Origin of the sequence: Campylobacter sp. P0103, from assembly GCF_002139545.1 — a bacterium.
Lineage (GTDB): Bacteria > Campylobacterota > Campylobacteria > Campylobacterales > Campylobacteraceae > Campylobacter > Campylobacter devanensis.
In genome coordinates, this window is sequence record NZ_MJKG01000001.1 from 301,974 (window position 1) to 327,563 (window position 25,590).

Here is a 25,590-nt window from a genome sequence, read left to right on the forward strand (position 1 = left end):
TAAAAAATGGCACTACAAAAATTAGCAGAATTAGCACACTCTATAGATAAAGATGGAATTTACCCAAAAGAGTTATTAAAACGGATAGCTCAAAATGGCGATTTCGCTGTTTTAAAAACTAGAAGCGATATATACAAAGCTATAGAAAATATAGCGAAAATTTCAAATATTTGTGGAACTAGTGGATTTTGCATGTGGTGCCAATTTGCGATTATCTACTACTTGATAAATAGCGATAATCAAGAGCTAAAAAACGAGCTATTACCAAAACTATATAGTGGTGAAATTCTAGGTGGAACAGCACTATCAAATCCTATGAAGGCCTTTGCTGGGATTGAGAAAAATCATCTCAAAGCACAAAAAACCGATGGCGGATATATCATAAATGGCAATCTACCATGGGTATCAAATATCACTGAAGATAGCGTATTTGGCGCTATAGCCTTAGATGAAGATGATAAGCCTGTAATGGGCGTAATAAGAGTTGGCAAAAATGCTACTTTAAAATCAAATATCAAATACGCCGCACTTGAGGGCTCAGCTACTAAAAGCGTGGCTATAAAAGATTATTTTTTAGCTAGTAGCGATATCTTAGCCACTAATATCTATGAGTATCTAATCAAAATAACTCCTGGATTTATACTCTTACAAACAGGCATAGCAGCTGGAATCATAAAAGCAGCCTTAGATGAGATAGATAAATCAAACAAAACTCACGCTGATATAAACTCATATCTAAATATAAATTTAGATGAGTTAAAAAGCGAATTTAACAATCTTTTAAATGAGATTAAATCTATATCAGAAAATATCGAAAATATAGAGCCAATTAGGGTTTTGAAAGCTAGGTTAAATGGCTCACTACTAACTCAAAAGGTCACGAGCGCTGCGGTGTTGTTTTGTGGTACTAAGGGGTATTTTGAGAAGTCTCATGTAGCAAGACTCCAAAGAGAGGGCAATTTCGTCCTTATAGTAACTCCTAGCATAAAGCACCTTTTAAAAGAGATAGCTCAAGTAGAAGCTGGGCGTGGCTGCATAAAATCATGGCGAGAAAAATTATAAAAAGGATAATATATGAATAGAAGATATGCACTTGGATTTTTAGCTGGTTTTTTGGCTCTTAGTGCGACTAAGAGTGTGGCAAATTCTAAATTTAAAAAAGGTATTAAGATAGGATATATGCCGATTTGCGATCATTTGATTATAATCGCTAAAGATATCTTTAGTAGTGATGAGTTTGATATTGTTCCTATTAAATTTGCTAATTGGGCGGATTTGAGCGAGGCTCTAAGGGCTAAAGCAGTTGATGGGGCGTTTTTATTAGCTCCGCTTGGGCTTATGCTAAGAGGTAGTGGAGTAGATATCAAAGCCATTATGGCCGCACACAAAAACGGATCATCTTTGGTGGTAAATAACAGCATTAAAACAATCAATGAATTAGAGGGCAAAAATATAGCGATTCCATCTAGATTTTCTAGCCACTACTATATCTTACACAAGCTTTTAAGCAAGCATAATATAAAAGTAAATTTAGTAGATATGGCACCTACTGAAATGCCTTTTGCCTTGCTAACAAATAGAATTGATGGATATATCGTTGCTGAGCCTTTTGGTCAGCTTGGCGTCCAAAGGGGAGCTAGAAATTTGATATTAAGCAAAGATGTAGTGCCAAATCATATATGCTGCTTGCTTAATTATTCTAGCGAGTTAGCAAATTCCAAAGTAGCAAATCAGCTAACTAAAGCATTTAAATTAGCAGCAAATTTTATAGAAAAAAACCATAGTGAAGCTGCTACTATAGGATCAAAAATTTTAGCTCAAGATGCAGATATCATAAATAAAATAATCGGTGAAAAAATCGTATCATATAGCGATTTAAAGATAAATAAAGAAGATCTAATAAACCTAAAAGAGTTCTTAATATCTCAAAATTTAGCAAATGATGGGTTGAGAAATTTAGATATAGATAGTTATTTAGTGGAGCAAGTATGAAATATATTTATCAAAGTATAGTTTTAGCTTTTGCTATATTAATATGGCATATATTTAGCTCTGAGCTAATTCCATCGCCTATGCAAGTTTTAGACGCATTTAGGCTAATAATAGATAATAATAGCTTACAAATTGGAATTATAGATTCGCTATATAGATATGGTATTGGGCTTATTTTGGGCGTTATTTTTGGGGTTATAATTGGTTTTATATTTGGGTTTAATCCCAAATTTGCTAGCGCCTTTGATCCGCTATTTAATATTTTGCGTCCTATCTCGCCAATTGCATGGGTGCCAATTATCTTAATAATATTTGGAATTGGAGATTTACCAACTATATTTATTATAGCATATTCAGTATTTTTCCCTATGGTATTATTATCTACAAAAGCCATAAAAGATCTACCTAGCCAACTAATAGTAGTAGCTAAAAATTTTGGTGCTTCTAAATTGCAAATTTTCACTGGAGTTATCATACCATCTAGTTTTTTATCTCTTATATCTAGTCTTAAATTAGCCGCAGCTCTTGCTTGGATAAATCTAGTCGTAGGAGAAATGTTAGGAGCTCAAACTGGTCTTGGATATATGATTATCGATAGTAGAAATCAATTAAGAATAGATATATTAATAGCTACAATTATTACTATAGGTATCATTGGTATGATAATTAATACTATATTTGGATATATAGAAAAAGTAGTATCAAGGAGATATGGCTATGATAGAAATTAAAAATCTTAGAAAATCATTTGGCGATATTTGCGTTTTAGATGATATAAATTTAAAGATTAATAATGGTGAGTTTTGCGTACTTTTAGGCTCTAGCGGAAGCGGCAAAAGCACAATATTGAAAATTTTAAGCTCTCTTGAAAGCTTTGATAGTGGTGAGATTAAATTTGATAACGAGAGCTTTAAATCTCAAATTCCAAACTCCAAAGAGCGTCAGATAATAATGCAACACTACTGCTTAATGCCATGGCTTACTGCGCTTGATAATATCAAATTTGCTCTAAAGTGTTCTGGCTTAAAGAATAAAAAACTAATAGATGACATAGCCAAAAAATATCTAAGCCTAGTAGGGTTAAAAGATAAGATGAATTTATATCCAAATAGCCTAAGTGGCGGTCAATGCCAAAGAGTTGCGATAGCTAGGGCTTTAGCTCTTGATCCAAAGGTGCTATTTTTAGATGAGCCTTTTAGTGCTTTAGACCCAGTTGTTAGAGCAAATTTACAAACCGAGCTTAAAGAATTAACTAAAAATAAGCAAGTGATATTTGTAACTCATGATATTGATGAGGCTATACTTTTAGGTGATAAAATTGTGATTTTACATGCTGGAAAGATAATTAAAGAGCTACAAAATCCTAAATTTACTCCAAATACTCCAAAATATTTTGAGCTAAAATCTGTAATATATAAGCTAATTAATGGCGAAATAGAAAATATAGAATATATGATTTAAGATAGCCAAATTTGGCTATCTTTATCTATCTTAGAAGTGTTGATACTTGTTGAGCTAGTAAAGTCATATTGTGAGCAGCAGCTAATGTTGTGCTATTGAGCTGTAAATTTGATCTATTTAGATCGCTTAAATTTTTTACTACATCGTTATTTTGTAGCTGTGATTCACTAGCTTTGGCTGAATTTGATGCTGTGATAGAAGAGTTAATATTGCTTAAAAGCCCTTGCTGAGTGCTACCGATATCAGCTCTCATAGCATTAACGCTATCCTTAAAAGCAGCTATGCTATCTTGAGAGCTAATATCAATTGAGCTAATATTTGGACTATTTAGCGATATTGTAGTTGCAGAACTACCAGTTTGAAAGTTCATAGTCGAACCAAATATATTTTGACCATTAAAGCTAGTTGAATTTAGCGTATCTTGCATAGATGTCTTAAGCGCTTGAGCCTCTTTTGCAATAGCAGCTCTTGAGTTACTATCCATAGCTAGACTATTTGAACGAATTGATAGTTCATTTAATCTATCAGCACTATTTGTTAAATTTTGTAATGCTCCATCAGCGATTTGTAAAACACCAATTGCGTCATTTGCATTGTTAACGCCTTGAGAGATGGCATTAGCATTGCTTAAAAGTGTATTAGCGATAACCATATTAGCACTATCACTACCGCTAATAGCACGATTTGCTGAGATATTATCCAAGGCTTTATTAGCACTATTTTGAGCATTGTTTAAATAGTAATTTTGCATACTATTTGAATAGTCATTTATCTTCATTTGATACTCCTTACTTTATTATCTTAAATTTTAACTAAATTTAGCTTAATTTTCACCTAATTTAGGGGTAAATTTAATAAGTTTAAGATATAATTTCGCCACAAAATTTAAAGGAAATTCATGGATAAAATCCCTGTGGCTTTGCTTATTGGTGCTAGTAGTGAAAGCTTAATTGCTATAGCTTATGCTAAAAAACTTGGACTAAGAGTTGTTGCCTTTGATATTAATCCTACAGCTCCAGGACTTAAAGAAGCTGATATATCATATAACGAGGATATCTCAAATCCAAATAAAATAATAGCAATTTTAGAGCGTGATGGATTAATACCAGTAGTAATTTTACCTGTACCAATTGGCAGATGTCTTAATACTATTGGTGCTTTAAATGACTATTATAATCTAAATGGTTTTAGTTATAAAATGGCAGATATTTGTACTGATAAGCTCAAATTTGCTAGTGCTTTAGCAGATAATGGGGGATTAGGCTCTTTAAGAGATATAAAATTTGATATATTTGATCCAAATTTAAATCACAATAAGCTTAAATTTCCACTAATAATCAAGCCAAGATTTGGCAGTGGTAGCAAGGATACGATAGTTATTTCTAATCTTGATGAGCTCAAAAATATCACTCAAAATATTAAATTTACTAAAATGGATTTTTTAATCGAAGAGTTTATAGATGGCTTAGAGTATGGGATTGACGCAGCTATTATCAATGGCGAATTTCATCATATTTTATTAAGACAAAAGCTATTAACCCCACTCCCATATAGACAGGCTATAGGGTATATTAGCATAGATGAAATTCCATCTATAAGTAGCTATATCCAAAATATAATAACCAAATTAAATATAGATAATTGTTTATTACACGCTGATATAATAACCAAAGATAATAGAGCATTTATCATAGAGCTATCTACTCGCCCAAGCGGGCATTATCTAAGTAAATTTATAGAGATTACAACTGGGATAAATCCTACAAAAGAGTGGATAAATAAGAGCCTAAATCTACCATATAACTTCAAGCCAAAATTTAGAAAAAATACAATAATACGCTATTTTGATTTTGAAGGCGACTGGATAGCGGCTGATTTTGACTTGCTTAAAGATAGCTTAGGGATTATAGATTATAGGTGCGAAATTAATTCGACACTACCAAAAGTTATAGATGGCTCTACCATAATGGATAGAGGCTATGCGATAATACAAACCAACTCAAAGGAGCAATCACTTATAAACACGCAAAAATTAATATCAAATTTTAAAAGGAAAATAGATGGATGAGATAATAAAAGCTCAAGAGCGCTCATATAAATTATGGGAGCAACATATATCTAACTCAATGCTACTATATCCAAATGAGTATTTGACTCGCTATATCTATGCTAATAGAAGGGATTTTAATAGTATATTGGATTTTGGCTGCGGTGATGGAAGGCACTTAGAGATGATAGCTAGGGCTGGACTAGAGCATATAATTGGCGTAGATTATAACCGTTCAGTGCTAGATATAGCTCAGCAAAGATGTCAAAAATATAATATCAAATGCGAGTTATATCAAAATAATCAAAACAAAAAATTAAACGAGCTAATAAAAGATGAGTTAGATTGCGTGGTTTGCTGGGGGATAACCCTTACTAATGCCTATTACGCCATAAGCGATATTTTTAAGCAATTTGCTAAAGTATTAAAGCCAAATGGCAAGGTGATAGCTAATTGGAGAGCGCAAGATGACTCACTATATGGCGATGGCAAAGAGATAGCTAAAGATACATTTATAATTGAGCGTGATAGCCACAAAGGAATGCTATATTATATCCCAAATTTAGATGATATAAAAGAGATTTATAGGGGTGCGAATTTAGAGATTATAAGCATAGATAGCGAGAGATTTACTACTGATAATGGCAAGATTATAAACTCATGGCATATCATAGAAGCCAAAAAAATTTAAAAGGAAATTTAAAAGGAATTTAATGAAAAATAGCGTAAATGATTATAAAGAGCATTTTGATTTTTGGGAGGATTTAGTATTAAGCGGAGATAGAATTTATCCTAGTGAGTTTGTTGTGAGATTTGCTTTTAAGAATAAATTTAAAAGTGTGCTTGATTTTGGCTGTGCTAATGGTAGGCACTTAGAGTGTTTTAGCAAGGCTGGTGCTACTAGATTAATAGGCATTGACCTAAATCAAAAGCCACTTGATCTAGCCAAAAGTAGATTAGAGCCGATCATAAATAGCCGTGGCGCCACACTAGAGCTATATAGTAACAAAAATAGAGATATTAATGAAATTTTAAAAGATATTAGAGTTGATGCGATACTTCTTTGGGAGATAGTATATTTATATACACCAAATATAGTTTTAAATCTTTTAAACTCACTCAAATCTCATCTAAATCCAAATGGCAAAATGCTTATAAATTTCATCAGCAAAGATGATAGCCTAAAAATCGACGCAAAGCCTTTAAGTGAGAATATTTATGAGATTACAGAGCCAACTCATAGGGGGTTGATTTTTACATTTTATGATTTAGATATGATTACAGAGCTTATGAGAAAGGCTGGTTTAAAAATAATATCTATAGAAAAAAACCACTATTGGCTAGATGGTGGAGCTATCAAGCATGACTATATCAATATTCAAGCCACGCATGATAGCTAAAAATTTAAACCCTAAACTCCACAGAAAGCTTATGAGCCTCTAGCCCTTCAGCATCAGCTAGAGCCATACAAGCCTTGCTAAGCTCATCAATTGCTCTTTTATTCATAGAGATTATAGAGCTTTTTTTGATGAAATTACTCACACTTAAAGGTGAGAAAAATCTAGCGCTACCGCCTGTTGGTAGCGTGTGATTTGGCCCAGCTAGATAGTCTCCTATCGCTTCAGGGGTATAGTGGCCTAAAAATATCGCCCCAGCGTGCTTGATGCGTGGTAGATACTCATATGCATTATCACACGCTATCTCTAAATGCTCCACAGCCAACTCATTCATCAATTCCACACACTCATCCATATCACGAGCGACGATTATAGCGGCTTTATTATCTATACTTGCTTTGGCTATCTCATATCTTTTTAAATTTGGCAATAATCTTTGAATTTCACTATTAACCTTAGTAGCAAACTCATCACTAAAAGTAATTAAAAAGCTACTAGCTATCTCATCGTGCTCAGCTTGGCTTAATAGATCGATAGCTATGTGAGTAGGATTAGCACTCTCATCAGCTATCACACCTATTTCACTTGGACCTGCTATCATATCTATATTTACATCGCCATAAACCATCTTTTTAGCCGTTGCGACAAAGATATTACCAGGGCCAGTAATTACATCAACTTTTTTAATACTCTTAGTCCCATACGCCATAGCCGCTATAGCACTAGCGCCACCTACTTTATAGGCGTTTTTAATACCTAAAAGATGCATAGCACCAAGCAATAAAGAATTAACCACACCACCAACAGCAGGAGTACAAACCACTATATCCTTCACCCCTGCTACTATAGCTGGGACTGCATTCATAATCAATGAGCTAGGATATGCGGCTTTGCCACCTGGGATATATAGCCCTGCTCTATCTACTGGCGTTACCTTTTGACCTAAGAGCGCACCGCTAGGCTCAAAGTCTATCCATGACTTTTCTACCTGTTTTTCGTGGTAAGATTTTATCCTTTTATATGCTACTTCTAAGGCGTTTTTAAGCTCACTATCTAAAGCTTCATAAGCACTTTTCATCTCATCAGTGCTTATAGCTAGATTATCTTTTACTTCCCACTTATCAAATTTAGCTATTTGAGCTTTTAATGCCTCATCGCCATGGGCTTTAATCTCATTTATAATACCATTTACAATTGGCATTACGCTTTGTATATCCATATTTGAGCGATTGACTAATGAGTTAAACTCATCTTTAAAATTTGCTTGATTGCTATATAAAATTTTCATAAACATCTCCTTAAATTTACAAAATTATACTCTATTTTAAACAACTTAATCTTAATCACCATTAATTTCAAAAATTAACTCAATTTTTAATTTTGTCTTTATAATATTTAATAGACTTAAATTTGGAAATTTAATCTCCATCAACTCATCAAAACTCTTAGCCCCATTTAACGCCAAACAGCGCAAAATAATCCCCCGATAATGCTTAGCAAAGTGGCTGATAGCTCTACCATTTTTTAGGAATTTCATAGTTGTATATGTGGATTTAATAGAGTAAAACTTATCATAATATCCAGCCCTAAGATCTAATATCTCATCACCACCCAATAACTCATCTAAAGCGGTATTAAGCCTAGTTTTATAATACTTTACACTATCTATATCGCCTATCATTTGACCTTGTTTAAGCTTATAAAATCTAACATAATCCCCAGCCCTTAACACCCCATAAAGATTAGAAAATATCAATAAATTCTCATCAATATATCTAGCTGATTTTTCATCTAAACTCGGATAATCCAAAGCATCATACGCCACGCCATCATATAAAAGCACAGCCTTGTGATAGAGATTTTGGGCTGATAAATTCGCTATTTTATCAATCTCTTTAGACTCTTTAACCCCAAAAATCTCGCTTAAAGCTCTCTCATCTTTGCTATTTAAAATTTCATAATATCTATTTAAAATTTCATCTCTATCACAATTTATAGCCATCAAAGCCGATTTAAGCGGATTTGGCGTCGGCTTTTTGCTCTCACTTGGCGAAAATAGTATTTTCACAACTTAGCCTTTTAAATTCATCTTTTAAGCTCTTAAATTGCTCCATAAACGGAACTCCATGAACTCTAGTATATCCTATGGTTGTAATGAAATTTGTATCTCTTTGCCATCTTGGGACAAGATGATAGTGTATATGCTCAGCTATCCCAGCACCAGCTGCTGCGCCTAAATTCATACCGATATTGACTCCATTAGCATTTAAAACTCTCTTTAACACATCTACACCGATTTGGACTATTTGACTCATCTCTAACCAAATTTGAGTATCTAAGCTCTCAATATTATCTATATGCTCATATGGAATTACCATAAATTCGCCCAAGGTATATGGATATCTATTCATCAAACCAAAGCAATTTTTAGCCCTAAATAGCATAAAATTCTCACTATCTCTATTCTCATTAGCAATCTTACAAAAGACACATTCACAATCCTTTGGCCTAGAAAAATACTCCGCTCTCCACGGCGCAAACTCATCTATCATTTAACACCCCTTATATCCATTACCGCTTGGTATATATCATCTTGACGCATAAAATGCTCACCTATCAAAAATCCCCTAATGCCATTTTGATTTAAGTTCAAAATCTGATTATATGAGTATAATCCACTCTCAGCTACCACCACTCTATCTGATGGTATAAGCTCTTTTAGCTTTAAGCTAAGCTCCATATCCATATCAAAGGTTTTTAAATTTCTATGATTTATCCCTATAAGTTTAGCATTAGTTTGTAAAGCTTTTTCTAAATCTTCTTCATCGTGAATTTCCATTAATACGGTTAAATTTAACTCATTAGCGTAATTTGATAACTCTATTAAGCTCTTTGTATCCAAAGCCTTCGCAATTAGCAAAATCATATCCGCACCATAAATTCTAGCTTGAGCAATCTGATATCTATCTATGATAAAATCCTTTCTAAGCAAAGGCAAATTCACAAATCTACGCACCAATCCCAAATACTCAATACTACCTAAAAAATAGTGTGGCTCACATAAAACGCTTATCGCCCACGCTCCGGCTCTTTCATACTCCAAAGCTATTTGCAGTGGATCAAAATCATCCCTTATAACTCCCTTGCTAGGACTTGCCTTTTTAACTTCAGCTATGATATTTATCCCATCTTTAAGGCTTTTAAGTGGATCAAGTGGGCTGCGTGAGTAGCTTAGGGCTTTTTGTAATATATTAAATGGTAGCTTCTGTTTTTGCTTCTCAAGATCAAATTTGGTTCTATCTATAATCTGATTTAATATCATTTTTTGCCTTTTATACACTTTGTAATCTTATTATAATGAGATTTGAATTCATCCTGCTCTAAATACTCTGCGCCGATTTTTTCGATCCACTCAATAGCCATATCACACTTTTTAAGCTTATAATATCCCCAAGCTATTGAGTCTATTATATATGGCGACTTAGGATTTAGCTCATAAGCCTTTAATACTAATTCAAGACCTTTATAGATGTTAATATCATGATCGATTAATATATATCCATAATAATTATAATATACTGAATTATCTAGTTCATAAACAGACTCTTCAAAAAGCTTTATAATCTGTTCTATATTTTTAGTTTTGCTAAATTCATACTTATATATCGCCATTTTGGCTTTATAATCTTTGTTATCAGTTAACTCATAGAGTTGCTCTGCTAAGGCATAGGCCTCTTTATATTCTCCTAGCTGAGCATAAATTTGCGAAAGCAAATCATCGTTAAATTCATACTTTTTAAGCACTCTTTTGGCCTCTTTAAAATCCTCTTTATATAGCAAAATCTCAAGCGCATTAACAAGATACTGACTAGCTTCATTCTCTAAATATAACTTTTCATAAATTTTTACCATATTATCAAAATCGGCTAAATTTGAGTATAAATCTAGCAAGACATAGCAAGTTCTTTGACCGCAACCATTTTGATTTATCCACTCATTTGCAATCTTAGTAGCCCCAACATTATCGCCTAAAAAATCGTTAAAAATGCTAACTATACGTATCATATTATCTTCGCTTTGGTCTATCTCATAGGCTTTTTTATATAGCTCCATAGCACGCTTTTTATCATCTTCAAAAGCATAGATATTAGCTAATAAAATATAATTTTGGCTACTTTTATCTTTTTTGATTAACTTTTTAGCAAGCTGCTTAGCCTCTTTGAATTCATAAATTGACAAAGCATAACCGATTTTTAGCCTTAGCGTTTGAGCGTCATCGCCCTTTAGCTCATCCATTAATTTATATAACGAATTTGATTTTGCACTTAAAGCTAGTTTAGCAGACTCTTTTAAAAAGACCTCATTTTGACTCTTTTGATATAATTGATAGAATAAATCACTAGCCTTAGCGACCTCGCCATCTTCTACCATCAAGTAGGCGTTGATAATCTCTAAATCGCTATTATCTTCTACATCATAAATGGTACTAAAATGTGGCTGACCTACTCCACAACCACATAAGAAAAAAGCTAAAGCTATAACTGCCTTACGCCAATACATTCCATCTCCAACTCTTTATAATTTTTTTTAAAATGCTCCCAAAATGGGAAGGTTCTACACTGCTTAGGTCTATACTCATATATAGAGCAATTTTTATTTTTCTCATCAAAAAATATACACGCCCAGCCATTTTGATATGGTTTTTCTTTAATACTATACTTATTATCAAATTTTTCTAAAAATATCTCCTTAATAAGCTCTGGCTTATAGCCTAAATACTCACCCAAACTTCTAATCTCATCTTCACTAATCCATATATATCCACTCTCGCCAGTACAGCATTTACCACCGCACTCATCGCACTTACTAGAGTCAAACTCATAATTAAACCCATCTTGCCTTATCACTTATAAACCTTACTTATAGTATTTGCTTTTTTAAAAATCTCTTTTGTCTCTATGCTAAATTCATCCCCATCAAAAACCACCAAAGGTGGCAAAATCTCACATAGAGATTTACTGCTTTTTTTAGCCTCAAATAGTGCTAGTTTAGCGTTTTGACCTCTTTTAGAATGGACAAATCTAAGCTTTGTTAAATTTAGTTTAAATTTAACCAATAATGCTAAAATCCATCCAATTTGCTTTGCATCATAGCAAAAATATAGCACACCTTTTGGTTTTAGATTTCTATTAGCCCCAGCTAAAAATTGCTCAAGACTTAAAGAGTCATTATATCTTGAGTTTGCTATATGTTTATTTTGGCTTTTTGTTACTCCAAAGTGATAAAATGGCGGATTAGAGATGATAAAATCAAATTTAATCTCACTTTTAAACTCGCTAAAATCTCCTGTGATAAACTCTGCAGTAATACCATTTACACTAGCATTATACTGGCTAATTTGTACATTTATAGGGTTTATATCTATACCTTTTAAGATTACACTGCTATCACGAGCAACCAAAAGCCCTAAAATCCCACATCCGCATCCAACATCTAAAATATCACCCCTAAGCTTGCTAGCGCTGATAAAATCATATAAAAATAGAGTATCGCTATTATAGCGATATCCATTTTCAAGCTGATAAAGCTCAAGCTGACTCATTATTATCTCTATTTATCTCTTGGGTTTTGATATTTTTTATTAACTCTTCATAATATTTTTTTTGATTTTCTATCTCTTTACTATGCTCTTTTTTATTCATTTCAATAGTATCTTTAGCTTTTTTTATAATAGTTGCAATTTGTGAGTTTAACTCACTATTTTTAATCTCTAAATCTGTAATTTTTGAGTTTAATAGCTCATAATTTGCCAGCTTTTTAGTGTTATTCATATCGCTTTTTAGGCTTAAAATTTGCGATTTTAAGCGTTCTATCTCTTTATCCTTACTGGCTGTTTTTTTCTCTAGTTCATCTATTTTTTGTGCGCTTTTATTGGCGTCTCTTATGTTAAATTCAATCTTTTTTCTTAAATCAATTATTGAATCTTTATACTCTTTTTCTTTATTTTTTAACTCTTTTTTATAATTAATCTCTTGATTTACTAGTTTTGCATTTAAGCTAGCAATTGTCATATTTTGATCTTTTAGACTCTTTTCATACTGCTCTTTTATCTTTTTATCGCTTGCAGTTTGAGTCGTTTTATAGCTATTTTGTAGATCTTTTTTGAGCTCTTTTAGCTCTTTTTCTTTATTATCATTTATATTTTTTATAGTTAAATTTAGCTTTTTTATCTCTGAGTTTTTACTATTTAATTCATTAAAATATTCACTCCTTTGCCTATCGATTTGCGCTTGGAGTTCGCTTACATTTTTGGCATTTTGGTTTTGAAGATCAATAAGTGCTAGAGTTTGAGAATGCATAAGTTGATTTATCTCCTCATTTTTGCTAATTATCTCTTTTTTTAGCGTATTTATCTCCTTTTCTTTTGCACTTAAATTACTATTAGCCTCACTATTGGCTTTTAAATTTTGCGCCTTAAGCGCTGCTATTTCATCACTTAATTTTTGATTACTATTTTGAAGATTTTGATTTTCTAGCTTCTCTTTCATAGCGCTATTTTTTACCATCTCATCAGCTACGATTTTAGACTTTTGAAGTTTAGAGTTTAACTCATCAACATTGCTTTCTAAATTTACAATTTTCTCTTCATATTTTTTGATACTCTCTATACTTTGAGCCTGTAATTCATTTATTCTTTTTGTTAATTCGTTGATATTTTCTTGGTGCTGAGCTTGCGTAGATTGCAAGGCTTCATTATAGTTATTTTGAGCATTTTTATCAGCATTTATTAGAGCTATTTTTTGGCTTTCAACCTCTTTTGCTAGCTCTAAATTTTGCCGAATCAACTGAACATTATCACTTAATAAAACTCTATTATCACGAATTGCAATCTCTAGGTTATGTTTGAGCAAATTTGGCTCATTTGGTATCTCTAGGACATCACTTTGGATATTATTACCACGCACCTCAAGCCACGAAAAATAATCCCCAAGTGCCTCATATTCGGATTTTAAGACATATCTATTTTGTTCGCTAGGGCTTAAATCATCAAAGCTAACTTGCTTATCATCTCCGCAGCCAACTAGCAATGCGCCAACTAGAAAATACCAAATTTTACTCACTATTACGCCTTATTTATTATATAATTAATAATTTTATGTGCATCATTTAGTGCTGATACAATGCTAGCTCCATTTTTACTAGCGATATCACCACCTACATATAGGCCTTTTACATTAGTTTGTAAATTTTCATCTACGATTGGCTTAGTATCGCTATCAAGCTCTATGCCACATTTTTGTAAAAAATCAACCGGAGTTGAACCGCCAATTGCATATATAATTCTATCATATATAACTACACTTCCATCGCTATAGCTTACTGATACTTTACCATTATCATTTTCTATACCTGTAATATCTACACCTAATTTTAAAGTTAGCTTGCCATCTCTTGCGCTATCTTCTACAGCAGCTAGATTTATATCATTTAATCTAGTAAATGTAGATCTTCTATAATTTAGCGTTACATCATTGCAACCGCTTAGATCCACTGCATATTCAGCTGCTGAGTTTCCGCCACCTACTACAATGATTTTTTCACCGCAATTACAATTATTTAAATTATAATTTACAACTTGGATTAATGAAGGTGGAATTTTATATTCTGGCTTATTTGGTTTACCCATTCTACCTATACCAACCATTACATTTTTAGCTTTAAATACGCCTTTTGCTGTAGTTACAATTAGCAGATCGCCATCTTTTTTTACACTTTCAACCTCAGCATTAAAAACTGCTTCAATATCGCCATCATCAAGTAGCTTATCAAAATAATTTAATGTGCTTTCTTTTGTTCCATCAAAGAACTCTACGCAGCCTCTTGTCTCGCTCTCTAAACCTTTATAAACCTTATCTACACGCTTACCATCTTTGTAGAATTTGCGAATTGTTTGAGAGTGATTATCGCCTTTTTCTAAAAGAAGAACATTTTTAAATCCTGCTTTTTTAGCCTCAACTACTGAAGCAATACCAAAAGGACCGCCACCAATGACTACCACATCATATAAATTTTCCATATTTTTCTCCATTTATTATATTTTTAAAACATAAAATATTAAATATATCTAAATTCAACTTAAATTACTATTGATTTTTAAAAGTAAATTATTAGATAAATTCAAAATATATTTTAATTAAATAAATACAATACAATTTAAAGATTAAACATATAAATGGTATAATTTAGCAAAAAAGGAAAAAAATGTTAAAAAACCTCACCTTTCTTATCATTTCATTAATGTTGGCTGGTTGCTGGGGGAAAAGCTCACTTCACTCAGATGCTAATCTTAAAAACGAATTATTAGCCTATACGCAAAAACACAACTCTGCTGAAATATTACTAGTTGCTACCTACCTAAATCCAATATATCAAGGAGAATTTACTACTGATATGCAAGATTTTGATACCTTTATAGTATCAATCTATCCACAAAATTTAACTCCAAAATCTGTAACTATAAATTCAATTGATGCTACACTAACTAAACTAGAAAAAGATGATAAACTCTCTACTTTAATTTCGATGACCATACCTTGGAGTAATTATTATAAAGCCACTATTCCAACTCAAAAATCAAATATCCTAAGCGTAAATATCACTCTAGATAACAACACTACAGCTACGCTAAATTTCCAAAAAGTCGCCCGCTCACTCTACTGGCATACTAGATAAATTTACAAATTTAAAACTAAAAACCAAACAAAGGCAAGCCTAAAAGCTTACCTTTGGCCTAAATCCATCGCTTAACTCAGGGATTAAAACATTGTCAAAAAAGTGCGATATTTTAGTACTTTTACCAAGAGCAGCAAGATATATTATATAATTAGCCAAAACCTTTTTGCCATATATTCTACTCTCAGCATATGGCACCAAATCCATAGACAAAAATGGCTCATATCTGCTATACTCGCTTTTACGATTAAATAGATCCCCACGCAGTAGCATACGCTTAGTAAAGCCGATTCCACCATTATAAGCGTATGCAATAAATAGCGGATTATATAGATAATTTTCTAAATAATCTAAGTGGAAATTTGCAAATTTATAAGCAATTTCTGGCTTAAACATATCATCAATATCAAATTTATTCATTTCAAGTTTAGCAGCTATATCTTTAGCCAAAAACGGCATAAATTGCATCATCCCAAGAGCGTATGAAGTGGATATCGCACTAGGGACAAACCTACTTTCTTGTCTAGCAAGAGCTAAAATCAGTGCTTGCCGCCTGATATCTTTTGTACCAATGTATTCCATAAATGGCATCGGATAGAAGTGAATTTTATGATTATGCGCTTTTTCCATTATATAGCTATACTCTCCAAGAGTGCTTTGAGTATAAAACCTTGATGCATATGAGATTAGCTCAGAGCTTGGCATTTTAGCTACTTTCTCTCTTGTGCGTTGCCATGTAAATGGGTCAGTATAATCATATTTTAATAACTCTTTTGTAGCTGGCCTTGGTACTGCTATTTTAATCTTTTCACCACTAATAAATTCTCTAGCATATAGGTTATAAATATTTATATCAGCACTTTTAGCAATCTGTTCTAAAATATTCTCATCTTTAGTAATTAGATATATCCAAAAATTAGCATTATCTTTATTGCTAGCAAATTTGGATTTTGTAGCAGCTACTTTAAAAAACTCCACTGCCCTACTCTCATTATGCAATAAAATCGCATTTAACCCAAATATAAATGCCATATCGCTATTGAGTAGCTCAGCACTAACTCCTAATAAACTACTACGAAATTTGGCATTTTTTTTATTAATTACGGAGTCTTGAACAATTGATTTAAATTGCCAATGATTTAGGCTATTTGTGATTAATTTTACACTTGGAATGTAGGTATTTAAAAACTCTTCTTTATTTTTAGCAGCTGCATAGTGTCTAAAATATCCAACCGGATCACCAACTGCTATATAATAAGCTAGTGGGTCTGCTGTATTAAATCCTTGAATATAATTTACAAATTTAGAACCACTAGTTTTTAAGCGTGTTACTAAATCTGCCCTTTGGCTAGGCATTAAAGAGTTTATAAATTTAGCGCTTATAACCATATTTTGACATGTCCAATTAGCAGTATGAATATTGTTAAAATTATATTTAGAACAATCAGCTACTTTCTCTTTTATAGGGCCAATTTTTTTATCAAAAAGCGCTTTAATGCTACCTTGATAGCGAAAAATCTGCCCTTGTAATTTCTTTAGTTGAGCCTTGCTAGCTTTTTTTTCATTAGCAAATCTATATATATAATAATCCTTGACTAGTCCTTTTGGTGCTGTTTTTAAATTCTCATAGCTTGGCACACTAGCCCAAAGCGGTATAACCAAAAAAGTTAAAAATAGACTAAATTTGATAAGCCAACGCACGGATATATCCTAATACAAATCTACTTATAAACTCCAAAGCAAGAAGTATTATAATAGGCGCTATATCAATGCCACCAAAAACTGTTGGAATTCTAAGCTTTCTTATGAGATTATACGCTGGAGCGCTAAGGCGATAGAGCAACTGGACAATAGGATTAAACGGATCAGGCCTAACCCAACTTATAAGCGCTGCAGCTATGATTATAAATGTATAAGCTCTTATTACTATTTCTAAAATATCAACCACTGATATTATAAAATGGGATAAAATCGTCATTTGGCTACAATCTCCTTAATATCTGATTTTATTAGCGGATACAGATCTTTAAGTTCTGGGCCATGCTCAGCACCCGTTAAAAGCAATCTAAGTGGCATAAATAGCGATTTACCTTTTAAATTTGTCTCATCAGATATCACAATTTTAAGCTCATCAAAGCTATGTGGAATTTGCATATTTAAGATAACTTTTCTTATCTCATCAGCCTCTTTTTGCCATTGTGGGGGGATAATTTTGGCTGAGTTAATAGCGTCAATTTTGGCTATTATTTCAGGGATTAAGCTACTTTCTTGAGTATAGAATCTAGCTAAATCTGGCGAGCTAAATCCAAGCTCAACTAGCCTATCATCACTAGCAAGTTTGATATGCTCTCTATTGATTTGAGCGAGCTTTTCTTCGCTAAATTTAGCTGGCGAGCGTGAAATATTGCTTATATCAAACCAACTAGCAGCCTCTTGAATAGTAAAGATTTCACACGGCGTTTTATTGCCTATTAATATCAGATAATTTGCTATCGCCTCAGGCATATAACCCTTATCCAAAAGATAGCTAACAGAAGAGCTATTATCCCTTTTGCTCATCTTTTTACCATCCATATTTAGGATTATAGGCAAGTGAGCGTAGCTTATCTCTTGAGTATATCCTAGGGCTTCTCTAATCAAATTTTGCTTTGGAGTATTGCTTACATGATCTTCTCCCCTAATTATCATAGTTACACCCTCAAGCATATCATCAATCGCACAAGCGAAGTTATATGTAGGAGTTTTATCAGCTCTTAATAGCACAAAGCTATCTATATTTTCAGGCTCAAATACTATCTCGCCTTTGATTTTGTCTGTGAATTTTTGTGTTGTTTTAGGTGCTTTTAGCCTCAAAGCCGCTGGGCGTGGATTGTTTAAAATCTCTTCATCGCTTAAGCTTTCACAACTCCCATCATATCTATATGCTACGCCATTTCTAGCAGCTTCTTCTCTCTTTTTCTCTAGTGTCTCATCATCACAAAAACACAAAAAAGCCTTCTTATCTATTAAAAGCTTAGCCCCAAACTCTTGATGAAATTTAAGATTTTGGCTTTGATAATAAAGGGTATCCCATTTAATCCCAAATTTCTTTAAAATCTCCATTATCTCTTTATCTTTGCCCTCTATATTTCTCTCTTTATCAGTATCTTCTATACGAAGTATAAAGCCACTCTTATCTTGAAGAGAGGCTATATAGTTAAATATCGCAACTCTCAAATTCCCAATATGCATATCACCTGTTGGTGATGGCGCAAAACGATACATATCTTAATCCTTAAATTTAATTTTTTTATACTCTATAGGGTCGATTTTGCCACTATCTCTAAACCCTTTTAGTCTTAATAGACAGCTATCGCACTCCCCACAAGCAGCGTCCCCGCTCTCATAGCAACTCCAAGTATTAGCTAGATTCACACCAAGCTCATAAGCCTTAGAGACTATTTGCGATTTTGATAACCCAATTAAAGGTGCTTTAAAGACAAACTCACATCCAGTGCCTAAATTCACCGCTCTATTCATCGCTTTTAAAAACTCAAGCCGACAATCTGGATACCCACTACTATCAGCCTCTACTAACCCCATATATATAGCCTCGCAATTTCGCACCTGAGCCACACTCGCACCAATAGAGATAAAAATCCCATTTCTAAAGGCAACATAGGTATTTGGTAGCTCCTTATCATTTAGTGAGTTTTTTGGAATTTCAATGCTTTTATCAGTGAGAGAATTCCCACCAACACTAGCTATAAAATCCGCATTAATCACAATCCTATCAATAACCCCTAAATCATCACAAATTTTATCAAAGCACTCACGCTCTTTTAGCATTGTTCTTTGATGGTAATCAAAATGTAACCCCACAATCTCATAGCCCTCACTCTTAGCGATACTAGCTGCTACTGCGCTATCCATACCGCCACTTATAATACACAAAGCCCTACGCATTGATATTAGCCATAATTTTATCTACCAAAGCTATAACGCCATTTTGAATTTCTAGCATATTTTGCTCTGAATTTGCTTCAAATCTAGTGACTATCACAGGAGTTGTATTAGACGCTCTTACTAGTCCCCAGCCATTTTCAAATTTAATTCTCACTCCATCAATATCGATAATATCAACTATCTTTGGTAGCCCATTATCAGCCCTATTTAACTCAATTTTTAAAGCCTCTATAATCTTAAATTTACTCTCATCATCGGCTTTTATCTTCATCTCATCGGTTGAATATAGCCTAGGTAATTTATCTAACTCCCCATCCAAATCAAATCCATTTGCTATTAGCTCAAGCACCCTTATCATCGCATATACCCCATCATCAAAACCAAAAAATCTCTCTTTGAAAAATATATGCCCACTCACTTCAGCCGCCATATCGATATTTAGCTCTTTCATAGCTTTTTTGATATTGCTATGACCGGTTTTACCCATGAAGCTTTTACCGATTTTATCTATCTCATCATACATATTTTGGCTACATTTGACCTCGCCTAAAACCCTAGGATTTTTCATATTTTTAGCATACAAATAGGCTAAATCATCCCCTTTTATCGTGCGTTTTGGCGTTAAAACCGCTATCCTATCAGCATCTCCATCAAATCCAAACCCAATATCATAGCCATTTTTCAAAGCCTCTTTTAGCTCTTTTATATTCTTTTCTTCGCTAGGATCTGGATGGTGATTTGGAAACTCTCCATCAGGCTCTGGGTATAGCACATTAAACTCTAGCCCAAGCGCCTTAGCTATAGGCATTAGAGTTATACCCGCTACACCATTTCCCGCATCGCAAATAATCTTTGTCTTTAGCCCTTTGAGATGCGAAAATTCCTTAGCATAAAAATCCACATATGAGCTTAAAATATCAAATTTAATAGCACTAAAATTATCTTCAACCACTCCACCACTAGCTATAAATTTATTAACGGCATCTTTTAAAGCTTGTAAATCATCACCAAAATAGCTATCTTTTTTAATCGTAATCTTAAATCCATTATACTCTTTTGGATTATGGCTACCAGTTATCATCACATTAGCATCAAATTTATCCGTAAAAACACTAAAATACCCAACCGGCGTAGGCAACATCCCAATATCATAAATCTCAAGCCCAGCCGCATTAAATCCACTCACTAAATACCCAAATAAATCCCTAGCCGAAACCCTAGCATCATATCCTACGCTTACACTCTTTACTCCACGGCTTTTCATCACATTGCCAAGGCATATTCCTATTGCTTTGACACTTTGCTCATTTAAATCTTTTTGGTAAATTCCTCTTATATCATACTCTCTAAATATAGAATCAAACATATTTTAGCCTTAAATCAATAATAAGGCGAGAATTCTAGCCAAATTTTTATAATCATTAGTTTAAATTTTATAAATTTTAATAGGCATTTAATAGCTATTTTGTCTTTTTTGGCTATAATCACACCTATGAAACAGATAATAGTAAATTCAATCACAAAAAATGTAAATTCCAACACACTTTCTCAGTTGCGAGCTGAGCTTGGCTTTGATGATAGCGTGATTACCATATATAAAGGCTTTGCTACTAATGATGATTTAGAGCTAAGCGATGGTGATAGCGTAGTTTTTATAAACAAAGGTGAGCTTCCGCCAAAAGAGTGCTTAAAAGAGATGATGAGAGCTAGAAATAGCCCTGAAGTAAATATCGCTCTTGATAGTGCTAAGGTCGGTATAGCTGGGCTTGGTGGCCTTGGTAGTAGCGTGGCTATAGCCTTAGCTAGAGTTGGGGTAAGCTCTTTAAAATTAGTCGATTTCGATACCGTAGATCCATCAAATTTAAATCGCCAACAATACTTCATAGATGACCTTGGCAAATACAAAACCCAAGCCCTAGCAGATATAATCGCCAAAATTAATCCATTTGTAAGCGTAGAGATAGAGACCATAAAACTAGATGAAAACAATATAAATTTAGTATTTCAAAACTACGATATAGTCGCCGAATGCTTTGATAATCCTAAAGCCAAAGCTATGCTTATAAACAATCTCAAAAACAAAATTATAGTCGCCGCAAGCGGCATGGCAGGATATGGTAGAAGCGATGATATCAAAACAATCCAAATGGCCAAAAACCTCTATATCTGCGGAGATTTAAAAAGTGCTGCAAGCATAGGAAATGGCCTTATGGCTCCAAGAGTCGGTATCTGTGCTATGAAACAAGCAAATCAAATTTTAGATATTTTAATAAAGCGAGTAAAAGATAATGGATAAACTAAATTTAGGCGGAAGGCTATTTGATTCTAGATTTATTATGGGAAGTGGCAAATTTGACCCCGAGCTAATCACCGCTTGTATAGAAGAAGCAAACGCTCAAATCATCACCCTAGCAATCCGCAGAGTAAATAAAGATAGCGATATAAGCATAACCAAATTTATCCCCCAAAATATCACCCTACTACCAAACACAAGTGGTGCTAGAGATGCTAGTGAAGCCCTTAGAATCGCCCGTTTAGGCAGAGAGCTTGGCTGTGGCGATATGATAAAAATAGAAGTCATTAGAGATAGCAAATTCCTACTACCTGATAACTATCAAACATTAAAAGCCGTTGAGTTTTTAGCTAGTGATGGCTTTATCCCACTTGCTTATATGATGCCAGACCTAGTCGCTGCTAGAGATATGGCAAACGCCGGCGCAGCAGCCATCATGCCCTTAGCCGCACCAATTGGGTCAAATAAAGGTCTAAGCAATAAAGATATAATCCAAATTTTAATAGATGAAATAGACCTACCAATCATCGTAGATGCCGGTATTGGTCGCCCTAGCCAAGCGTGTGAGGCTATGGAGATGGGTTGCGCTGCTGTGATGGTAAATACCGCTATTGCCACAGCTGGTGATATAAAAGGCATGGCAAGAGCCTTTAAAAACGCCGTTATAGCCGGTAGAGACGCCTATTTATCTAAATTTGGTAGAGTTATAAATACCGCTCAAGCTAGCTCGCCACTAACTGGATTCTTAGGACAATAGATGAAATTCATACAAAAAACAGACCCAATGGCTTATCTACCATCGCAAGAACAGATCAAAAGCGATATAATGCTAAGGGTTTTAAATGAACGCCAAAATGTGGATTTTGATAAATTCAGTGCCTTTGATGTCCAAAAAGCCTTAGATAAAGATAATCTAAATTTAACAGACCTCCAAGCTCTTTTAAGCCCAGTAGCTGCTAATTTTCTTGAAGAGATAGTGGCCAAATCCAAAGCCACCAAAGAGCGATATTTCGGTAAAAATATCTATCTTTTCACCCCGCAATACATAGCCAATCACTGCGATAATAACTGCGTTTATTGCGGATTTAAAGTGGGTAATGATATCAAAAGAGCGCAATTAGACGAAAATGACATTATCAAAGAACTAGAAAATATCGCCAAAACCGGATTAAAAGAAATACTCATCTTAACAGGCGAATCCCAAACCAAAACACCGCTAAGTTATATCGCAAACGCTTGTAGATTAGCTAAAAAATATTTTGATATAGTTGGTGTTGAAATTTATCCATTAAATAGTGATGAATACGCTATTTTACATGATAATGGCGTGGATTTTGTAACTGTTTTTCAAGAGACTTATAACCCTATAAAATATGGCAAAATTCATCTATACGGCAACAAAAGAGTCTTTCCATATAGATTTAACGCTCAAGAAAGAGCATTAATAGGCGGTATGCGTGGCGTGGCATTTGCGGCACTTCTTGGGATCGATGACTGGCGCAAAGATGCTATGGCAACCGCTCTTCACGCATCCTTAATCCAAGCCAAATACCCTCACGCAGAAATTTCCATCTCCGTCCCACGCCTAAGACCGATTATCAATAATAACAAGATAAACCCACGAGATGTAACCGAACGAGCCTTATTACAAGTGATCGCTGCCTATAGGCTGTTTTTACCATACGCCAATATAACGCTTAGTAGCCGTGAGAGTGCGTATTTTAGAGATCATGCCATAGCTCTTGGCGTCACTAAAGTCTCAGCCGGAGTAAGCGTAGCTATCGGCGAACACGGTGGCAAAGATGATGAAAGCAAGGGTGATGGACAATTTGAAATAAGTGATAATAGAGATGTTAATCAAATGAAAATTGCTATCAAAAATGCTGGTTTAACACCAGTAATGAGTGATTATATATACACAGGAGAATAAGATGAATAACGACCCAGTTTTAGGTGGTAGTCAATGCCCTTTTAAGCGCAATGACAGCTAAAATTAAAGCAATTTTTAGAAAAATATTTAAACAAGGCTAAATATTTTAGCTTAAACTTTTAACCAATCATTACTAGCTAACCTATGAGCTAGTAATATTTTAAATAATATCAAGATTGATTTAAATTTTGATAATCTATTAAAATTTATTACAACTTATAAAATATCGTTTATTATAAACTTCTACCAAAACTTTGGAACACCATTTGCTTAGGGCTTTTATAACTTAATAATATTTCTATAAAAGGACTTATAATGGGTTTTAGAATAAATACAAACGTAGCAGCCTTAAATGCGCATGCTAACTCTGTAGTAAATGATAGAGCACTTACTGGCTCTCTTGGTCGCCTTAGCTCAGGTCTTAGAATTCAAACAGCAGCTGATGATGCTTCTGGTATGGCTATTGCTGATAGTCTTCGCTCTCAAGCTAACTCCCTAGGTCAAGCCATATCTAATGGTAATGATGCTGTAGGTATCATCCAAACTGCTGATAAAGCTATGGATGAACAGATTAAAATACTTGATACTATTAAAACTAAAGCTATCCAAGCAGCACAAGATGGTCAAAATGCTGATTCTAGAAGAGCTTTACAAAATGATATCTCAAGACTTCTTGAAGAACTAGATATGATAGCTACTACTACAAGCTTTAATGGCCAACAGCTACTAAATGGAAATTTTTCAAACAAAAACTTCCAAATTGGTGCTTATAGTAATGAAACAGCTAAAGTAAGCATAGGTGCTACAAACTCAAATACTATAGGGCATACTAGGTTTGAGACTACAAATAATGCAGTTTATTCAGTTTATTCTAATATTTCAGCTCAAGATTTTATTGTAAAAATCAGTGGCGTTGATGGATATCCTAATGGCTATACATTCCAAACATTATCTGGAACAATTATTCAAAAAGATGGCTATAAAGCAATAGCTGAAATGATGAATGGTGTAAGCGATAAAACTGGTGTAAGAGTTGAAGTTAATAATACTCAAATATTTAACGATGTGGTTAGCGCTGGTAGTATTAAAAATCTAATGATAAATGGCGTAACTATTGGAAATATTACTGTAAAAACTAATGATTCTGACAATGTCCTAATCGGTGCAATCAACGCTAAAAAAGATGAAACCGGAGTAGAAGCAAGTCTTGAAAATGGAAAATTAGTTCTAGCCGCTAAAGATGGTAGAGCTATAAGAATCGGAGCATTTTCAGGTGCAAGCTTTATGGGTGGTGATACTGCTGGAGCGTCTGCAGGAAGTGCTGGTGGTGGTGCTTTATTTTTAGGAACTATGACATTTATTCGCCAAGATGCTAGAGATATTAAAGTTGGAATTAATGGAATATCTCAAATATCTGGATTTACAAATGGCGGTGGAAGTATTACAGCAGTAAGCGTTGCTTCAACTGCATATAATCAAGCTAGTGTAAATTTAAAATATATGAATGCTGGTACAATTGTTTCAGATATGGCTAAAGCAATGGGATTTTTTAGAGGCGGCGAACTTTCTACTGGAACAGCTCAAGCTGGAGGAGTTAACACATATGCAGGCGCTCAAGCTATGGTTGATGTAGCTGAATCAGCTAGAAAAACTCTAGATAAGCTAAGAGCTGACCTAGGTTCAGTACAAAACCAATTAATAGCTACGCTAAATAACATTACAGTTACTCAAGTAAATGTAAAATCAGCTGAAAGCCAAATTCGTGATGTAGACTTTGCTAGTGAGAGTGCAA

At 33.8% G+C, this 25,590-nt stretch carries 27 protein-coding genes; 12 read left to right on the top strand and 15 right to left on the bottom strand.

Translation table 11 applies throughout. From position 1 onward, the window contains the following. The first annotated feature begins 6 nt into the window (after nucleotides 1–6). The 4 genes from CIGNP103_RS01560 to CIGNP103_RS01575 are packed head-to-tail and all read left to right on the top strand — an operon-like array spanning nucleotide 7 to nucleotide 3,453. The gene (locus CIGNP103_RS01560; RefSeq protein WP_086268457.1) at nucleotides 7–1,062 is read left to right on the top strand and encodes an acyl-CoA dehydrogenase family protein; all 1,056 of its coding nucleotides are present in this window, start codon (nucleotides 7–9) and stop codon (nucleotides 1,060–1,062) included. 12 nt (nucleotides 1,063–1,074) lie between these two features. Beyond that, nucleotides 1,075–1,992 carry an ABC transporter substrate-binding protein gene (locus CIGNP103_RS01565; protein WP_086268458.1) on the top strand — a complete coding sequence of 306 codons (918 nt, stop codon included), beginning with the start codon at nucleotides 1,075–1,077 and terminating at the stop codon, nucleotides 1,990–1,992. Then, nucleotides 1,989–2,723: an ABC transporter permease gene (locus tag CIGNP103_RS01570; protein ID WP_086234375.1), complete on the top strand. Its 735-nt coding sequence runs from the start codon at nucleotides 1,989–1,991 to the stop codon at nucleotides 2,721–2,723. Before CIGNP103_RS01565 ends, CIGNP103_RS01570 begins: the two co-directional genes overlap by 4 nt. Continuing rightward, entirely contained in the window at nucleotides 2,710–3,453 is a 744-nt protein-coding gene (locus CIGNP103_RS01575) for an ABC transporter ATP-binding protein (RefSeq protein WP_086224663.1), read from the top strand. The genes CIGNP103_RS01570 and CIGNP103_RS01575 overlap by 14 nt, the downstream gene beginning before the upstream one ends. A gap of 25 nt (nucleotides 3,454–3,478) precedes the next feature. Here the strand turns inward: CIGNP103_RS01575 and CIGNP103_RS01580 are convergent, their stop codons facing one another. Beyond that, nucleotides 3,479–4,231: a flagellin gene (locus CIGNP103_RS01580; protein WP_086268459.1), complete on the bottom strand. Its 753-nt coding sequence runs from the start codon at nucleotides 4,229–4,231 to the stop codon at nucleotides 3,479–3,481. A 120-nt stretch (nucleotides 4,232–4,351) separates the two neighbouring features. Between CIGNP103_RS01580 and CIGNP103_RS01585 the strand changes: the two genes are divergently transcribed. The 3 genes from CIGNP103_RS01585 to CIGNP103_RS01595 are packed head-to-tail and all read left to right on the top strand — an operon-like array spanning nucleotide 4,352 to nucleotide 6,900. Next, nucleotides 4,352–5,521, top strand: a complete 1,170-nt coding sequence (locus CIGNP103_RS01585; protein WP_180381783.1) for an ATP-grasp domain-containing protein — start codon at nucleotides 4,352–4,354, stop codon at nucleotides 5,519–5,521. Beyond that, nucleotides 5,514–6,191 (top strand): class I SAM-dependent methyltransferase, encoded by a 678-nt coding sequence (locus CIGNP103_RS01590; RefSeq protein ID WP_086268460.1) that lies wholly within the window; start codon nucleotides 5,514–5,516, stop codon nucleotides 6,189–6,191. The genes CIGNP103_RS01585 and CIGNP103_RS01590 overlap by 8 nt, the downstream gene beginning before the upstream one ends. Nucleotides 6,192–6,213: 22 nt before the next feature. After that, the gene (locus CIGNP103_RS01595; protein ID WP_086268461.1) at nucleotides 6,214–6,900 is read left to right on the top strand and encodes a class I SAM-dependent methyltransferase; all 687 of its coding nucleotides are present in this window, start codon (nucleotides 6,214–6,216) and stop codon (nucleotides 6,898–6,900) included. 4 nt (nucleotides 6,901–6,904) lie between these two features. Here the strand turns inward: CIGNP103_RS01595 and hisD are convergent, their stop codons facing one another. From hisD to CIGNP103_RS01640, 9 genes are read right to left on the bottom strand one after another with little or no spacing between them, the layout of a single operon-like run. Continuing rightward, the gene (gene hisD / locus CIGNP103_RS01600) at nucleotides 6,905–8,185 is read right to left on the bottom strand and encodes a histidinol dehydrogenase (protein WP_086224229.1); all 1,281 of its coding nucleotides are present in this window, start codon (nucleotides 8,183–8,185) and stop codon (nucleotides 6,905–6,907) included. A gap of 51 nt (nucleotides 8,186–8,236) precedes the next feature. Beyond that, on the bottom strand, nucleotides 8,237–8,965 hold the full coding sequence (locus CIGNP103_RS01605; protein ID WP_086268462.1) for a YaaA family protein: 729 nt from the start codon (nucleotides 8,963–8,965) through the stop codon (nucleotides 8,237–8,239). After that, nucleotides 8,940–9,449 carry an HIT family protein gene (locus CIGNP103_RS01610; protein ID WP_086238879.1) on the bottom strand — a complete coding sequence of 170 codons (510 nt, stop codon included), beginning with the start codon at nucleotides 9,447–9,449 and terminating at the stop codon, nucleotides 8,940–8,942. Before CIGNP103_RS01610 ends, CIGNP103_RS01605 begins: the two co-directional genes overlap by 26 nt. After that, nucleotides 9,446–10,219, bottom strand: a complete 774-nt coding sequence (gene trpC / locus CIGNP103_RS01615) for an indole-3-glycerol phosphate synthase TrpC (RefSeq protein ID WP_086268463.1) — start codon at nucleotides 10,217–10,219, stop codon at nucleotides 9,446–9,448. The genes CIGNP103_RS01610 and trpC overlap by 4 nt, the downstream gene beginning before the upstream one ends. Next, the gene (locus CIGNP103_RS01620) at nucleotides 10,216–11,457 is read right to left on the bottom strand and encodes a tetratricopeptide repeat protein (protein WP_086268464.1); all 1,242 of its coding nucleotides are present in this window, start codon (nucleotides 11,455–11,457) and stop codon (nucleotides 10,216–10,218) included. Before CIGNP103_RS01620 ends, trpC begins: the two co-directional genes overlap by 4 nt. Next, complete coding sequence (locus CIGNP103_RS01625; RefSeq protein ID WP_086227212.1) at nucleotides 11,433–11,801, bottom strand: YkgJ family cysteine cluster protein; 369 nt, start codon at nucleotides 11,799–11,801, stop codon at nucleotides 11,433–11,435. Before CIGNP103_RS01625 ends, CIGNP103_RS01620 begins: the two co-directional genes overlap by 25 nt. Then, a complete protein-coding gene (locus tag CIGNP103_RS01630; protein ID WP_086268465.1) occupies nucleotides 11,801–12,499 on the bottom strand; it encodes a tRNA1(Val) (adenine(37)-N6)-methyltransferase in 699 nt (232 codons plus the stop codon). Before CIGNP103_RS01630 ends, CIGNP103_RS01625 begins: the two co-directional genes overlap by 1 nt. Beyond that, entirely contained in the window at nucleotides 12,486–14,018 is a 1,533-nt protein-coding gene (locus CIGNP103_RS01635) for a hypothetical protein (protein WP_086268466.1), read from the bottom strand. Before CIGNP103_RS01635 ends, CIGNP103_RS01630 begins: the two co-directional genes overlap by 14 nt. Nucleotides 14,019–14,020: 2 nt before the next feature. After that, a complete protein-coding gene (locus CIGNP103_RS01640) occupies nucleotides 14,021–14,974 on the bottom strand; it encodes an NAD(P)-binding domain-containing protein (protein WP_086224218.1) in 954 nt (317 codons plus the stop codon). Nucleotides 14,975–15,159: 185 nt separating this feature from the next. Between CIGNP103_RS01640 and CIGNP103_RS01645 the strand changes: the two genes are divergently transcribed. Further along, entirely contained in the window at nucleotides 15,160–15,630 is a 471-nt protein-coding gene (locus tag CIGNP103_RS01645; RefSeq protein WP_086235224.1) for a hypothetical protein, read from the top strand. 39 nt (nucleotides 15,631–15,669) lie between these two features. Here CIGNP103_RS01645 and CIGNP103_RS01650 read toward each other — a convergent pair whose 3' ends face one another. The 5 genes from CIGNP103_RS01650 to CIGNP103_RS01670 are packed head-to-tail and all read right to left on the bottom strand — an operon-like array spanning nucleotide 15,670 to nucleotide 20,941. Beyond that, complete coding sequence (locus tag CIGNP103_RS01650; protein WP_086268467.1) at nucleotides 15,670–17,331, bottom strand: lytic transglycosylase domain-containing protein; 1,662 nt, start codon at nucleotides 17,329–17,331, stop codon at nucleotides 15,670–15,672. Next, nucleotides 17,309–17,608: a YggT family protein gene (locus CIGNP103_RS01655; RefSeq protein ID WP_086268468.1), complete on the bottom strand. Its 300-nt coding sequence runs from the start codon at nucleotides 17,606–17,608 to the stop codon at nucleotides 17,309–17,311. The genes CIGNP103_RS01650 and CIGNP103_RS01655 overlap by 23 nt, the downstream gene beginning before the upstream one ends. Continuing rightward, nucleotides 17,605–18,894: a glutamate--tRNA ligase gene (gene gltX, locus CIGNP103_RS01660; protein WP_086268469.1), complete on the bottom strand. Its 1,290-nt coding sequence runs from the start codon at nucleotides 18,892–18,894 to the stop codon at nucleotides 17,605–17,607. The genes CIGNP103_RS01655 and gltX overlap by 4 nt, the downstream gene beginning before the upstream one ends. Before the next feature lie 3 nt (nucleotides 18,895–18,897). Next, nucleotides 18,898–19,575, bottom strand: coding sequence for a 7-cyano-7-deazaguanine synthase QueC (gene queC / locus CIGNP103_RS01665; protein WP_086241187.1), 678 nt, complete (start codon nucleotides 19,573–19,575; stop codon nucleotides 18,898–18,900). Then, nucleotides 19,568–20,941 carry a phosphomannomutase/phosphoglucomutase gene (locus CIGNP103_RS01670; RefSeq protein WP_086268470.1) on the bottom strand — a complete coding sequence of 458 codons (1,374 nt, stop codon included), beginning with the start codon at nucleotides 20,939–20,941 and terminating at the stop codon, nucleotides 19,568–19,570. The genes queC and CIGNP103_RS01670 overlap by 8 nt, the downstream gene beginning before the upstream one ends. 126 nt (nucleotides 20,942–21,067) lie before the next feature. On the opposite strand from CIGNP103_RS01670, the gene thiF reads away from it, so the two are divergent. The 4 genes from thiF to CIGNP103_RS01690 all read left to right on the top strand — a co-directional run. After that, nucleotides 21,068–21,871: a sulfur carrier protein ThiS adenylyltransferase ThiF gene (gene thiF / locus CIGNP103_RS01675; RefSeq protein WP_086224661.1), complete on the top strand. Its 804-nt coding sequence runs from the start codon at nucleotides 21,068–21,070 to the stop codon at nucleotides 21,869–21,871. Then, nucleotides 21,864–22,625, top strand: a complete 762-nt coding sequence (locus CIGNP103_RS01680) for a thiazole synthase (protein ID WP_086232937.1) — start codon at nucleotides 21,864–21,866, stop codon at nucleotides 22,623–22,625. Before thiF ends, CIGNP103_RS01680 begins: the two co-directional genes overlap by 8 nt. Then, complete coding sequence (gene thiH, locus CIGNP103_RS01685) at nucleotides 22,626–23,798, top strand: 2-iminoacetate synthase ThiH (protein ID WP_086268471.1); 1,173 nt, start codon at nucleotides 22,626–22,628, stop codon at nucleotides 23,796–23,798. Between the two features lie 315 nt (nucleotides 23,799–24,113). After that, a partial coding sequence (locus CIGNP103_RS01690; protein ID WP_086268472.1) for a flagellin B occupies nucleotides 24,114–25,590 on the top strand: 1,477 nt, incomplete at its 3' end.